The sequence below is a fragment of the Nocardioides sp. Root240 genome (assembly GCF_001428825.1).
Taxonomy (GTDB): domain Bacteria; phylum Actinomycetota; class Actinomycetes; order Propionibacteriales; family Nocardioidaceae; genus Nocardioides.
The window spans coordinates 12,596-25,910 of record NZ_LMIT01000009.1 but is presented as its reverse complement, the minus strand read 5'-3'; the positions used below and the strand labels follow the sequence as shown (position 1 = coordinate 25,910).

Below are 13,315 nucleotides of genomic sequence, written 5' to 3'. Positions count from 1 at the left end.
ACCGTGGCCCGGTGACCACGCCTGACACCGACGTCCTGCTCACCCGGGCCCAGTCCTGGCTCGCCGAGGACCCCGACGCGCGGACGAGGGACGAGCTGACCCAGGTGATCGCGGCGGTCGAGGCCGGCGACGCCGACGCCCGGGCCGACCTCGCCGACCGCTTCCGCGGCACCCTCGAGTTCGGCACGGCGGGCCTGCGCGGCGCCCTCGGGGCCGGGCCGAACCGGATGAACCGCGTGGTCGTCATCCGCGCGGCGGCCGGTCTGGCGGCGTACCTGCTGGCGGAGGGCACCGATCCCGGCACCCCCGTCGTCATCGGGTACGACGCCCGCCACAACTCCGACGTCTTCGCCCGCGACACGGCCGAGGTGATGGCCGGCGCCGGCCTGAAGCCGCTGCTGCTGCCCCGGCCGCTGCCGACCCCGCTCCTGGCGTTCGCGATCCGCGAGCTCGGCTGCGCCGCCGGCGTGATGGTCACCGCGAGCCACAACCCGCCGCAGGACAACGGCTACAAGGTCTACCTCGGTGACGGCAGCCAGATCGTGCCGCCGGCCGACTCCGGCATCGCCGCGCAGATCGCCGCCGTCGGCACGCTCTCCTCCGTGCCGCGGGTGCCGCTGGAGAGCACCGGCGGGCGGGTGCTCGACGAGGGCATCATCGACGCCTACCTCGACACGGTCGCGGCCGTGGCCGCCGACGGCCCGCGCGACCTCGCGATCGTCTACACGCCGCTGCACGGCGTCGGCGGCGGTGCGCTGCCGTCGGTGCTGGAGACGGCGGGCTTCACGGCGCCGGCCATCGTGACCGAGCAGGAGCAGCCCGACCCGGACTTCCCGACCGTGGCCTTCCCGAACCCCGAGGAGCCCGGTGCGATCGACCTCGCGGTGGCCCTCGCGGAGCGGACCGGCGCCGACATCGTCGTGGCCAACGACCCCGACGCGGACCGGTGCGCGGCCGCCGTCCCCGGCCCGGACGGGTGGCGGATGCTGCGCGGCGACGAGGTGGGCGCGCTGCTCGCCGACCACCTGCTGAAGGCCGGCCGCGAGGGGGTCTACGCCACGTCGATCGTGTCGTCGTCGCTGCTCGGGACGATGGCGAGGGCCGCCGGCCAGCGGTACGCCGAGACGCTCACCGGCTTCAAGTGGATCGGGCGGCTGCCCGACCTGGCGTTCGGCTACGAGGAGGCGCTCGGCTACTGCGTCGACCCGGCCAACGTCGCCGACAAGGACGGCGTCTCGGCCGCGCTGCTGCTCTGCGAGATCGCCGCCGAGGCCAAGGCGGCCGGCCGCTCCCTGCCCGAGCTGCTCGACGACATCGCGATCGAGCACGGCCTGCACGCCACCGACCAGCTGTCGGTGCGCGTCACCGACCTGTCGCTGATCGCGGCGGCGATGGAGCAGCTGCGCACCGCTCCCCCGGCGACCCTCGGCGGCTCGCCAGTGACGACCGCCGACGACCTGACGAAGGGCTCGGCGGACCTGCCGCCGACCGACGGGCTGCGCTACCGCACCGCCGACGGGAGCCGAGTGGTCGTGCGGCCGAGCGGGACCGAGCCCAAGCTCAAGTGCTACCTCGAGGTCGTCGTACCGGTGGCGGACGGCGACGTCGCCGCCGCCCGGACCATCGCCGCGGAGCGGCTGGCCGGGCTGCGGGCGGACATCGCCGCCGCCGCGGGCATCTGACGGATCAGCTGATCGAGACCCCGTCGATCACGAAGACGAGGGTCTCGTTGGGGGCGATGCCGTTGCCACCCGCGCCGTAGCCCAGGTCCGGCGGGATGACGAGCAGCCGGCGGGTGCCCTTCTGGATGCCGACGAGGCCCTGGTTCCAGCCGGTGATGACCTGCGCCTGGCCCAGCGGCTCGACGACGAAGGTCTGGCCGCGCTCGAAGGAGCTGTCGAGGACCTGCTTGTTGGACCACGTCATCAGGTGGTAGTTCGTCTCGACCGAGTCGCCCTCCTTGGCGGCCGGGCCGCTGCCGGTCACGAGGTCCTTGGTCAGCAGGGTCGCCGGCGGCGTGCAGTCGTCGGGGATCGTGATGGTCGGCGTCGCGCCGAAGTCGCCCGTGACCTCGATGTCGTCGGCCGTGCACTCGCCACCGGTCGAGGCGTCGGGGCTGTTCGACGACGTGCTGTCCTCGGCCTTCTCGTCGCCCGAGTCGCTGCAGGCGCTCATGGCGAGGACGGACAGGGACAGGACGGCAGCGGCGACGAGCCGCACGGGAGTACGCATGACGCGCAGCCTACGAGCCGTCCCCGAGCGTCAGGCGACGAGCAGGGTGACCAGGGTGGCCAGGGCGAGCACCGCCAGGGCGCCGATCTCGGCCCAGGCCCACTCCCGTCGCACCTGACCGGGCTCGGCGACCGCGTCGTGCGGCCGCATCCGGCGCCGTACCTTCTCCTCCACCAGCCAGCCCACGGAGTGCCGGTCGGACGGCGCGTCCGGGCCCACCTTGGCGTCGCGGTTGATGGTGAGCCGGCTGCGTCCGAACCCGCTGCCGACGTACCTCTTCCCGTCGACCTCGACCACCGTCATCTGGTCGATCCGGAACGCCGTGATGCGGGCGAAGGGAACGAACCTGGTGTGGAGCACGTTGCGCAGCTCGAGCTCGTCGCGGTGCAGCGCGATCGACGGCCGCAGCAGGATCGCCCAGACCAGCACGCCGCCGAGCACCAGCGCCGGGAAGGCCCACGGCGCCATGCCGTCATTGTTGCTGACCAGACCCCATCCCAGCAGCAGGACGACCGCGGCCATGCCGACGACACCGGAGATCGTCCCCCCGGACCGGTAGCGCTCCACCTTTGCGACGCCTTCGTTCTCCACGCCGCCAACCCTATGCTGGGCGGATGCCGACCACCGCCCCCACCGATCCCGTACCGGGACTCGCGGCGTACTCCGAAGTGACGGCGAGCGAGGCCTCGCTGCGACGGTTCCTGCACGGCCTGCCCGGCGTCGACCAGGTCGGCGCCGAGGCGCGTGCGGCCGGGCTCGGGACCCGCTCGATCAAGACGACCGCGAAGGCGTGGGCGCTCGACCTCGCCATCCGGATGGTCGACCTCACCACCCTCGAGGGCCAGGACACACCCGGCAAGGTGCGGGCGCTGGCCAACAAGGCGCTGCGGCCCGACCCGGCGGACCCGTCCTGTCCCTCCGTCGCCGCCGTGTGCGTCTACGGCGACCTGGTGGGCGAGGTGAAGGAGATCGTCGGCGACCGGGTCAACGTCGCCGCGGTCGCCACGGCCTTCCCCAGCGGCCGCGCGTCGATGGACATCAAGCTGGCCGACACCCGTGACGCGGTCGCCAACGGTGCGGACGAGATCGACATGGTGATCGACCGGGGCGCCTTCCTGGCCGGCCACTACCTGCAGGTCTTCGAGGAGATCGTCGCGACCCGCGAGGCCTGCGTCCGCCCCGACGGCACGCACGCGCACCTCAAGGTGATCTTCGAGACCGGCGAGCTGCAGACCTACGACAACGTGCGCCGCGCCTCCTGGCTGGCGATGCTCGCCGGCACGGACTTCATCAAGACCTCCACCGGCAAGGTGCAGCCGGCCGCGACCCTTCCGGTCACCCTGGTCATGCTCGAGGCGGTCCGCGACTTCCGCGAGGCCACCAGCGTCCAGATCGGCGTGAAGCCGGCCGGCGGCATCCGCACCGCCAAGGACGCGATCAAGTACCTCGTCATGGTCAACGAGATCGCCGGTGACGACTGGCTCGACCCGGACTGGTTCCGCTTCGGTGCCTCGACGCTGCTCAACGACCTGCTCATGCAGCGCACGAAGATGACCACCGGCCGCTACAGCGGTCCCGACTACTTCACCCTGGACTGATCCCTCATGGCCTTCGAATACGCACCTGCTCCGGAGTCGCGGAGCATCGTCGACATCAAGCCCTCCTACGGCCTGTTCATCGACGGGGAGTTCGTCGACGGCCGCGGGTCGTCGTTCAAGACGATCAACCCGGCCACCGAGGAGACCCTCGCCGAGATCGCCGAGGCGTCCGAGGCCGACGTCGACCTGGCGGTCAGGGCCGCGCGGCGCGCCTTCCGCGGCTGGTCGCGGATGTCCGGCAAGGAGCGGGCGAAGTACCTGTTCCGCATCGCCCGGATCATCCAGGAGCGCGGCCGCGAGCTGGCCGTGCTGGAGTCCATCGACAACGGCAAGCCGATCAAGGAGAGCCGCGACGTCGACGTACCCGTCGTCGCCGCGCACTTCTTCTACTACGCCGGCTGGGCCGACAAGCTGTCGTACGCCGGGCTCGGCCCCGACCCGCAGCCGCTCGGCGTCGCCGGCCAGGTCATCCCGTGGAACTTCCCGCTGCTGATGCTGGCGTGGAAGGTCGCGCCCGCGCTGGCGTGCGGCAACACGGTCGTGCTCAAGCCGGCCGAGACGACGCCGCTGACGGCGCTGCTCTTCGCCGAGATCTGCCAGCAGGCCGACCTCCCGCCAGGCGTGGTCAACATCGTCACCGGCGCCGGCACGACGGGCCAGGCGGTCGTCTCGCACCCCGACGTCGACAAGGTGGCCTTCACCGGCTCGACCGACGTCGGCAAGGCGATCGCCCGCGCGGTCGCCGGCTCGGACAAGAAGGTCACCCTCGAGCTCGGCGGCAAGGCCGCCAACATCGTCTTCGACGACGCTCCCATGGACCAGGCGATCGAGGGCATCGTCGGCGGCATCTTCTTCAACCAAGGCCACGTGTGCTGCGCCGGCTCGCGCCTGCTGGTCCAGGAGTCCGTCGCCGACGAGGTGCTCGCCCGGCTCAAGCGCCGGATGGGCACGCTGCGCGTCGGCGACCCGCTCGACAAGAACACCGACGTCGGCGCGATCAACTCGGCCGAGCAGCTGGCCCGGATCCGCGAGCTGTCGGACATCGGCGAGTCCGAGGGTGCCGAGCGCTGGGCGCCGGAGTGCGCGCTGCCGTCGTCCGGCTTCTGGTTCCCGCCGACCGTCTTCACGGGGGTGACCCAGGCCCACCGGATCGCGCGCGAGGAGGTGTTCGGCCCGGTGCTGTCCGTGCTGACCTTCCGGACGCCGGCCGAGGCCGTCGAGAAGGCCAACAACACGCCGTACGGCCTGTCCGCGGGCGTGTGGACCGAGAAGGGCTCGCGCATCCTGCACATGGCCTCGCAGCTGCGGGCCGGCGTGGTGTGGGCCAACACGTTCAACAAGTTCGACCCGGCCAGCCCCTTCGGCGGCTACAAGGAGTCGGGCTACGGCCGCGAGGGTGGCCGCCAGGGCCTCGCTGCATACCTGAAGGGAGCGGACCTCTGATGGCCCGCATCGACGTGCGCAAGACCTACAAGCTCTACATCGGCGGCGCCTTCCCGCGCTCGGAGTCCGGCTACTCCTACGAGGTCACCGACAGCAAGGGGAAGTTCGTGGCCAACGCCTCGCTCGCGTCCCGCAAGGACGTCCGCGACGCCGTCGTCGCCGCCCGCAAGGCCGCTCCCGGCTGGGCCGGGCGCACCGCCTACAACCGCGGCCAGGTCCTCTACCGGATCGCCGAGGTCATGGAGGACCGCCGCCCGCAGTTCGAGGAGGCCGTGCGCCAGTCCGAGGGCGTCTCCGCCGCCGCTGCCCGCGGCCAGGTGGACGCCGCGGTCGACCGCCTCGTCTGGTACGCCGGCTGGGCCGACAAGCTCGCCCAGGTCATCGGCAACGCCAACCCCGTCGCGGGACCGTTCTTCAACCACACCGCCCCCGAGGCGACGGGCGTCGTGGGCGTGCTCGCCCCGCAGTCGTCCTCACTGCTCGGCCTGGTCTCCGTGGTCGCGCCGGTCATCGTGACCGGCAACGTCGCGGTGGTCGTGTCGTCGTACGCCCGTCCGCTTCCGGCCGTCACCTTCTCGGAGGTGCTCGCCACGTCCGACGTCCCGGGCGGGGTGGTCAACATCCTGACCGGTGACGCCACCGCGCTCGGTCCCTGGCTGGCCGCGCACATGGACGTCAACGCGATCGACCTCGCCGGTGTCGCGGGCTCCCCCGAGCTCGCCACCTCGCTCGAGGTCGCCGCCGCCGACAACCTCAAGCGGGTACGACGCGCGCCCGACGCCGAGCCCGACTGGACCGCCGAGCCCGGTCTCGCCGCGATGACCGCCTTCGTCGAGCAGAAGACGGTCTGGCACCCGATCGGGATCTGACCCACCGGGCAGCGCGGGCTGGGTCCGCTCAGCCACAATGGCGACATGGCCGATCTCCCCCGCAAGGCAGCCGCGCGCACGGCGCGGCTGGCCGCGCTCCCGCTCGGGTACGCCGGCCGCACCGCCGTCGGGTTCGGCAAGCGCCTGGGCGGGGCCCCGGCCGAGGCGGTGATGAGCGAGATCCAGCAGCGCACGGCCGAGCAGCTGTTCCGCACCCTGGGCGAGCTCAAGGGCGGCGCGATGAAGTTCGGGCAGGCGCTGTCGGTGCTCGAGTCGGCGTTGCCGGAGGAGATGGCGGCGCCGTACCGCGAGCAGCTGACCAAGCTCCAGGACTCCGCTCCGCCGATGCCCACCCAGATCGTCCGCGACATCCTCGCCGCCGACCTCGGCGCCGACTGGAAGGAGCGGCTGACCTGGCTCGACGGCGCGCCCACCGCGGCCGCCTCGATCGGGCAGGTCCACGAGGGCCGCTGGCACGACGGCCGGCGGGTCGCGGTGAAGGTGCAGTACCCCAACGCCGGTGACGCGCTGATGGCCGACCTGCGCACCCTGGCCCGCGCGGCGCGCGCGATCGGCCCGCTCATCCCCGGCGTCGACATGAAGCCGCTCGTCGAGGAGGTCCAGGCCCGCGCCCGCGAGGAGCTGGACTACGAGCTCGAGGCAGAGGCGCAGCGGGTGTTCGCGGCGACCTTCCGCGACGACCCCTTCATCGTCGTACCGGACGTCGTGGAGGTGGGTCCCCGGGTGCTGGTCACCGAGTGGCTCGACTCGGCGGGCTCGCTGGCGACGATCATCGCCGGGGGCACGCAGGAGGAGCGCGACCACTACGGCGAGGTCTTCACCCGCTTCCTGTTCTCGGGCCCCGCCCGCACCGGCCTGCTCCACGCCGACCCGCACCCCGGCAACTTCCGCGTGATCCCCAACGCCGACGGCACGCCCGGCCGGATGGGCGTCCTCGACTACGGCGCCGTCGCGCGCCTGCCCGGGCGCGGCCTGCCCGAGCCGATGGGCCGGTTCATCACGCTGTGCGCGGCCGGCGACGGCGACGCGCTCATCGCCGGCCTGCGCGAGGAGGGCTTTCTCAAGGACCGGATCCGCATCGACCCGCAGCTGCTGATGGACTACCTCTCCCCGTTCGTCGACCCGACGCTGGTCGAGCGGTTCCGGTTCAGCCGCGAGTGGATGCGCGAGCAGTTCCAGCGCATCAACAACCCGCGCGACCCCGCCTACACGGTGAGCATCAAGCTCAACCTGCCGCCGTCGTACGTCCTGATCCACCGCACCTGGCTCGGAGGCGTCGGCGTGCTCAGCCAGCTCGAGGCGGAGGCACCGTTCCGGGCGATCATGTCGGAGTTCGTGCCCGGCTTCGCGCCGGCGCGGCTGGAGGACTAGAGACCCGTCGCACCGTCGATGCTCTCGCGGATCAGGTCCGCGTGACCGAGGTGCCGGGCGTACTCCTCCACCAGGTGCAGCAGGATCCAGCGCACCGTCGGCGCTTCCCCGGTACGACGGTGGCCGCGTGCGGCCCGCGCCTCCGGGTCGGTCACGGCGGCGAGCACGGCGTCGGAGCGGGCCACGGCGTCGGCGTGCATCCGCAGCAGCTCCTCCGGGCTGTCGTCCGCAGCGGTGCGCCAGTCCCAGTCGCGGTCGGTGCGCCAGTCGACGGCCTCGAAGGGAGGCGTCGGCGGTTGGTCCAGCAGCACCACGCCGAGCCAGAAGTCCTCGACGTAGGCCAGGTGCTTGAGCATCCCGCCGAGCGTCATGGTCGACGGTGGCAGGGGCTGGGCGAGCTGCGCGGCGTCGAGGCCCGCGACCTGGCGGAGCAGGGTGGCGCGCTGCGCGTCGACGAAGGAGCGCAGATCGGTGAGCTCGCTCATCCCGGGTTGCCGTCCGTCAGGCAGTAGACCCGGCCGACCGGGTCCTCGAGGACGGTCCAGTGCCGGTGCACCGCCCGCACGCGCGCGCCCAGCGCGAGGTGCCGCTCGGTCTCCGCCGAGCGGTCGGTCGTGCCCCAGTCGAGGTGGGCCCGGGCCGGGCCGTCGTCCTCGCCGAGGCGCTGGAGCAGCAGGCCGAGCGGCTGGCCGGCCGGGGGCAGGAGGAAGCGGAAGTCCTCGGTGATCGTCGAGGCGCGCTCCTCCCAGCCGGTCAACGCGTGCCAGAACCCCCACTCCCGCTCGTACGACGCCCGCGGCACGTCGATCGCGACCTGACGGATCCGCGCGGCGCTGCCGTCGGGATGGGTCGTCGGCCGCGGCACCTGCGCCGCGGGATGGTCGACGAAGCAGAACACCAGCCCGGCGGGCGAGGCCATCACGACGTACCCGTGGCGGTCGACGACCTCGACGGCACCGGCCACGACGGCGGCGTCCGCCGCCGCGCGGGGGTCCGCGACGTGCAGGTCGAGGTGGATCCGGTCGTCGCCGGCGTGCAGCCGCTGCACCCGGACGAAGGCGTCACCGTCGGGCGGCAGCAGGGTCGCGAACTCCTCGTGGTCGCCGCGGGGCGGGGACACGGCGTACCCGGTCGCGGCCTGCCAGAACCCGACGCCTGCCTGGTGGTGCGCCGGAGCGCTGTCGAGGAAGGCGGTGACCCAGGAGGGCTTCATCGGGCGTGCGCGGCCGGGCGGTGCAGGACCGCGGCGGTCGCGGTGACCACGACGTCCTCGCCGTCGACCTGCGCCGTGCCGTCGACCAGGAGCGTGTAGCCGTGCCGCTCGCGCGGCGGGAAGACCACGGTGGTGTCGGGGTTCTGGGCGAGGTTGGCGAGCGTCCCGCGGCCCGGCCCGGCGATCCGCAGGCGGCCCTCCGTGTCGGCCTCGGGGTCCACGGTCACGACCTTGACCCGCGAGGAGGCGGTGGTCAGCAGGTAGCCGCTGTCGAAGTCCGTGAGCGCCTGCTGCAGGTCGGCCGGGGCGACGGGGATGCTCATGGGCCGAGCCTACGTGTCCGGAATCCGACCGGCGTGGCGCTAGGCCGTGCTCCAGGTGCGTGCAGCGCAAGGCGGGAGCGCGCGGGCAGACTGGGCGTCCGTCAAGCGATCCCAACGCAGCGCTGTGCGTGCCTGGTGTGCGGAATGGCGTGACGCCGGTCGGGTTCCGGGCACGAAACTCACCACAGGCCGAGCACACCGCCGCCGATCCGGACGATGAACGCGCTCACCACGACGATGAAGAACACCCGGACGAACCGGGCGCCGCGGGCGACGGCGGTGCGCGCGCCGACGTACCCACCGACGAGGTTGCAGGCGCCCATCAGCAGGCCGACGTCCCACAGCACGGCGCCCGACGGGATGAACAGCAGCAGGGCTCCGATGTTGGTGGCGAGGTTCGCCAGGCGGGCCTTGGCGCTCGCCTGCAGGAAGTCGTAGCCGAGCAGGCCGACCAGCGCGAACACGAAGAAGCTGCCGGTGCCGGGGCCGAGCACGCCGTCGTAGAGCCCGATCGCGAAGCCCACCGCCATCGCCGCGACCAGGTGGCGGTGGCCGTCGAAGCGCAGGTCGGTGCCCTCGCCCAGCTCGGGACGAAGCAGGACGTAGGCGCCCACCACGACCAGTGCGACCAGCACGATCGGCTCGAACGCCTCGCGCGGGATGCGGGAGGCGGCGAGCGCGCCCGTGAACGCACCCACCAGCGCGAGCGCCATCAGCGGGAGGAAGGTGCGTGGGTCGGGCCGGATCCGGCGGTAGTAGGTGGCCGAACTGACGGCCGTGCCGCACGCCGAGGCGATCTTGTTGGTGGCGAGCACCTGCACCGGGCTGGCGCCCGGGAGGCCGAGCAGCAGCGCCGGCAGCTGGACCAGTCCCCCGCCACCCACCACCGCGTCCACGAAGCCGGCCGTCGCGGCGGCCAGACCCAGCAGGGCCAGCACCTGGGGCGTCAGGTCGGACACCTGGCCAGCCTGTCAGGTCACCCTGGTCAGGACGACGGCGACTCCCAGGCGACGTCGGCGATGTCGCGGTCGGCGAAGGCGCGCGCCACGTCGTCGGAGGTCTCCAGGCAGTCGGGGTTGCCGAGGTCGAGCTGGACGGCGGCCGGTCCGGCCTCGACCCGGACCTCGACGGCGCCGCGGGTGCCGACCACGACCGCCGGGTTGCCGGGTCGCTCGACCGTCCAGCCCTGCTCCTCCAGCACGCGGGCCGCCGCATCGGTCGCGCCCTGCACGCCGAGCGGGCTCGGCGCGAAGCGCAGGTGCTCGTCGAGCCGTACGCCGCGCGGGGCGTACGACTCGCCGCACCACCGGTGCCTCCGCTTGCCGCCGACGAAGTCGGACCCCAGCGCGGCCGCGACCGCCCGCACCACGCCGTCGCGCGCGGACGACACGTCGTCCTCGAGGGCGGTGACCTTCGCGTCGTCGTCCATGTCTCTCCTGCCTCCGTCACTGGTGTCGCCGCAGGCCACCAGCGCCACGGTCAGCGCGACCAGGACGAGGGTCAGGCCCAGGGCACAGGTCAGCCGGTCCCTCCGGCTCACGGGAACCTCACCAGGCCCTCCGCGAGCCCACGCACACCGCCGACGACGCTGCCGACGACGCCGTCGACGACGTCCTCGCCCCGCTCCCACAGCCACTCGCCGCCGCTGACGGCGCTGGAGCCGACCAGCAGCTGGTCGAGCGTCTGGTAGCTGCCCGGGTGCCGGCCGTCGACCGGGTCGGGGTCGTGCCCGGTGACGATGTCGGTGATGTTGGACAGCGAGGCGTCGTCGAAGTACGACGAGTGGTTGTGGAACAGGTCCTGGACCCGGTAGGAGCCCGGGTCGACCTCGAACCGCTGGCCGCCGAAGGAGTCCTGGGCGGGGTCGTATCCGAGCGGGCCGGGCAGGCCCGGGCCGGAGGCGCCGAGCAGCGTGATCGGGTCGAAGTCGGCCGACCCCACGTGGACGTCGGCGCTCGTCAGTCCGGCGGCCGTGCTGGTCGGTGAGCCCGGGCTGCCCAGCAGCACGAGGTCGTCGACCGGCGCACCGTCGTGGGCGGCGTACGCCGACGTGGTCGCGCCGTAGCTGTGGCCGATCAGCGACAGGTGGGCCGGGGCACCCTCGTCGCTCGCGCGCAGCCCGTCGAGGTAGTCGGCGAGGTCGCGCCCACCGGCCGCCGCCTCGCCAGGCGTCACCACACGGGCGAGGTCGGCGATCTCGCCGGGGCTGAACCCGTCGATGCTCGGGGCGTCGTAGTCGAGCCAGAACCCGACCGCGACCGTGCCGTCGCCCGACCGGCCGGCGGCGTCGTGGAGGGCGTCGACGTTGCCGATCGTGCCGTCGAGGGTGCCGGTCTCCGACAGCGTGCCGGGGACGTAGACGGACACGTGGTCGGCGACGTCGGGGTCGCCGAGGAAGAGCGCGACGCCGCCGTCACCGGAGTGCTCGTCGGGTTGGTACTGCGTGAGGTGGGCCAGCAGCTCGCCGGTGACCGGGTCGACGTCCTGGCTGTAGTCGTCGAGGACGTCGGCCACCGCGGACGCGTTGGCGAGCCGGTCCCGCTCCTGCTCCGTGAGCGGCTCGTCGGCCTGCTGGGCGGTGAGACCGTCGACGTCGGAGCCGACGGCGGCCCGGTTGGCAGCGTCGCGGTAGCGGACGGGGACGCCGGCCAGGTTGCCCACCAGCGCCGGGAGCTCGGCGATCACGGCCTGCCGCTCGGCCTCGCTCAGCCGGTCCCACCAGCGGCGGACGGCGGCCGGGTCGTCGGCGTCGCTGCCGAGCGTGCGGACCACGACGGCGGGGTCGACCCGGCCGGGATCGGCCGCGGCCACGCGGCCCTCCTCGACGGTGTCGACGGCCGCGAGGGCCGCCACGAACTCGGCCTCCGCGTCGGCGTAGCGGGTGGACCAGGCGGCGATGTCGTCGCGCAGGCGCGTGGACCTTGCCTCGAGTCGGTCGGCCCGCGCCTGCAGCTCGGCGGTGTCGGCCTCGGACGCCGCGGCGACGTCGGCACGGAGGTTGGCGAGGTCGCCGTTGAGGCTCGTGCGGTCGCCGTCGAGGGTCAGGCTCTGCGAGAACAGCCGGGCCAGCCGGTCCTCGAAGTGGCTGGTCGCCAGCACCGCGCGCTCGAGGGCCGCCTCGGTCACGTCGAGTCGCCGGGAGAAGCGGGTCAGCGCGTGGCCCGACGCGTCGGACGCATCGCCCGTGAAGGCGTCGGCGGAGATCGCCTCGGCCCAGGCCTGGACGTCCTTGGCGTTGACCAGAGCGGCGCGCAGGTCGTTCTCGAGCCCGACGGCGCCATCGGGCAGCGAGCCCATCACGGGCAGCGCGGGCACGTCGACGGGGACCACGACGGTGGACATCTCACTCCCCCTCGATCGGCGCGTCGTGGAAGGCGAACGGGAGCAGGGAGCGCAACCGCTCGGCCTCGGCGACGTCGGTCAGCCCGAGGTCGGCATCGAGGTCGGCGAACGCCGCCGAGTGCGACGAGGCCTGGCGCGACAGCACTGCCGTCTCGCCCGACCACACCTCGAGGAAGGTGGTCACGGCCGACTCCACCGTCGTCGAGAGGTTGGCCAGCTCGATGTTGCCGAGGCGGGTGCCGGCACCGGTGAGCTTGTCGTGGGCGTCGTCCCAGGCCTTGCCGGCCTGCGCCAGCACGCCGGGCGGGACGTCGAGCGTCACCCCCATGACCGCACCTCCTCGCGCAGCGCGGACCGCGCGGCGGCACCGACGGCGAGCACCGGTGTCGCGAAGGTCAGCACCGTCGCCCCGGCTCCGGCCTCGGCCCGGACCTCGACCCCCTCGCCGCGTCCGTCGAGCACCGCCACCCCGTCGCGTGCCGACGGCCGCAGCAACCAGCCCTCCCGGCCGAGCACGGCAGCCACCGCCCGCAACAGCTCGGTCCCGCCCGCGGAGCCGAGGCCGCGCAGCGCCTTCTGCAGGACCAGCGCATGTCCCTCGGCCCGGCCGCGCCAGGACACGGTCGGCGCACCGTCGTCATCGACGGAGGCCACCAGCGGCGCGACGAGCCGCCACGCCGCGTGGGCCGACCCGGCGATCGCCCGCAGCTCGTCGGGCGTCGGCCCGGCGTCGTCGGGTGGTGTCACCGCGGGCGGCACCAGGACCACCGTCGCCGCCGGGTGGCGACGGCGCACGACCGACCAGAAGGGGTCGTCGTCGAGAACGGAGGGGTCGACCCGGTCGACGTGGTGGAGCTGCCCGAGATGGTTCATGGAGTCAGGCTGACCGGTCCGGCTGACCCG

Annotated in this window: 15 protein-coding genes; 5 read left to right on the top strand and 10 right to left on the bottom strand. The window is 73.3% G+C overall.

Annotated features, from left to right (window positions below; translation table 11 throughout):
- Window positions 1–11: 11 nt before the first annotated feature.
- A complete protein-coding gene (locus tag ASE20_RS08180; protein ID WP_056894083.1) occupies window positions 12–1,682 on the top strand; it encodes a phospho-sugar mutase in 1,671 nt (556 codons plus the stop codon).
- A 4-nt stretch (window positions 1,683–1,686) separates the two neighbouring features.
- Here the strand turns inward: ASE20_RS08180 and ASE20_RS08175 are convergent, their stop codons facing one another.
- Together ASE20_RS08175 and ASE20_RS08170 are read right to left on the bottom strand one after the other, a co-directional pair.
- The gene (locus ASE20_RS08175) at window positions 1,687–2,232 is read right to left on the bottom strand and encodes an FKBP-type peptidyl-prolyl cis-trans isomerase (protein WP_056894082.1); all 546 of its coding nucleotides are present in this window, start codon (window positions 2,230–2,232) and stop codon (window positions 1,687–1,689) included.
- Between the two features lie 30 nt (window positions 2,233–2,262).
- Window positions 2,263–2,823 (bottom strand): hypothetical protein, encoded by a 561-nt coding sequence (locus ASE20_RS08170; RefSeq protein WP_157538422.1) that lies wholly within the window; start codon window positions 2,821–2,823, stop codon window positions 2,263–2,265.
- Between the two features lie 23 nt (window positions 2,824–2,846).
- On the opposite strand from ASE20_RS08170, the gene deoC reads away from it, so the two are divergent.
- The 4 genes from deoC to ASE20_RS08150 are packed head-to-tail and all read left to right on the top strand — an operon-like array spanning window position 2,847 to window position 7,534.
- Window positions 2,847–3,830 (top strand): deoxyribose-phosphate aldolase, encoded by a 984-nt coding sequence (gene deoC / locus ASE20_RS08165; RefSeq protein WP_056894080.1) that lies wholly within the window; start codon window positions 2,847–2,849, stop codon window positions 3,828–3,830.
- A gap of 6 nt (window positions 3,831–3,836) precedes the next feature.
- Window positions 3,837–5,273 (top strand): aldehyde dehydrogenase family protein, encoded by a 1,437-nt coding sequence (locus ASE20_RS08160; protein ID WP_056894079.1) that lies wholly within the window; start codon window positions 3,837–3,839, stop codon window positions 5,271–5,273.
- A complete protein-coding gene (locus ASE20_RS08155; protein WP_056894078.1) occupies window positions 5,273–6,142 on the top strand; it encodes an aldehyde dehydrogenase family protein in 870 nt (289 codons plus the stop codon). Before ASE20_RS08160 ends, ASE20_RS08155 begins: the two co-directional genes overlap by 1 nt.
- Before the next feature lie 45 nt (window positions 6,143–6,187).
- A complete protein-coding gene (locus tag ASE20_RS08150) occupies window positions 6,188–7,534 on the top strand; it encodes an ABC1 kinase family protein (protein ID WP_056894077.1) in 1,347 nt (448 codons plus the stop codon).
- On the opposite strand, the gene ASE20_RS08145 is transcribed toward ASE20_RS08150, so the two are convergent.
- The 8 genes from ASE20_RS08145 to ASE20_RS08110 form a co-directional block, all read right to left on the bottom strand.
- A complete protein-coding gene (locus tag ASE20_RS08145; RefSeq protein WP_056894076.1) occupies window positions 7,531–8,019 on the bottom strand; it encodes a DinB family protein in 489 nt (162 codons plus the stop codon). The two genes, ASE20_RS08150 and ASE20_RS08145, sit on opposite strands and share 4 nt — an antisense overlap.
- Window positions 8,016–8,747 carry a VOC family protein gene (locus ASE20_RS08140; RefSeq protein WP_056894075.1) on the bottom strand — a complete coding sequence of 244 codons (732 nt, stop codon included), beginning with the start codon at window positions 8,745–8,747 and terminating at the stop codon, window positions 8,016–8,018. Before ASE20_RS08140 ends, ASE20_RS08145 begins: the two co-directional genes overlap by 4 nt.
- Window positions 8,744–9,070 (bottom strand): hypothetical protein, encoded by a 327-nt coding sequence (locus ASE20_RS08135; protein WP_056894074.1) that lies wholly within the window; start codon window positions 9,068–9,070, stop codon window positions 8,744–8,746. The genes ASE20_RS08140 and ASE20_RS08135 overlap by 4 nt, the downstream gene beginning before the upstream one ends.
- A gap of 179 nt (window positions 9,071–9,249) precedes the next feature.
- Entirely contained in the window at window positions 9,250–10,029 is a 780-nt protein-coding gene (locus ASE20_RS08130; protein ID WP_056894073.1) for a TSUP family transporter, read from the bottom strand.
- 26 nt (window positions 10,030–10,055) lie between these two features.
- Entirely contained in the window at window positions 10,056–10,610 is a 555-nt protein-coding gene (locus ASE20_RS08125; protein WP_056894072.1) for a hypothetical protein, read from the bottom strand.
- Window positions 10,607–12,412 carry an alpha/beta hydrolase gene (locus tag ASE20_RS08120; RefSeq protein WP_056894071.1) on the bottom strand — a complete coding sequence of 602 codons (1,806 nt, stop codon included), beginning with the start codon at window positions 12,410–12,412 and terminating at the stop codon, window positions 10,607–10,609. The genes ASE20_RS08125 and ASE20_RS08120 overlap by 4 nt, the downstream gene beginning before the upstream one ends.
- A 1-nt stretch (window position 12,413) precedes the next feature.
- Complete coding sequence (locus tag ASE20_RS08115) at window positions 12,414–12,740, bottom strand: hypothetical protein (RefSeq protein WP_056894070.1); 327 nt, start codon at window positions 12,738–12,740, stop codon at window positions 12,414–12,416.
- The gene (locus tag ASE20_RS08110) at window positions 12,731–13,285 is read right to left on the bottom strand and encodes a hypothetical protein (protein WP_056894069.1); all 555 of its coding nucleotides are present in this window, start codon (window positions 13,283–13,285) and stop codon (window positions 12,731–12,733) included. Before ASE20_RS08110 ends, ASE20_RS08115 begins: the two co-directional genes overlap by 10 nt.
- Window positions 13,286–13,315: the final 30 nt, after the last annotated feature.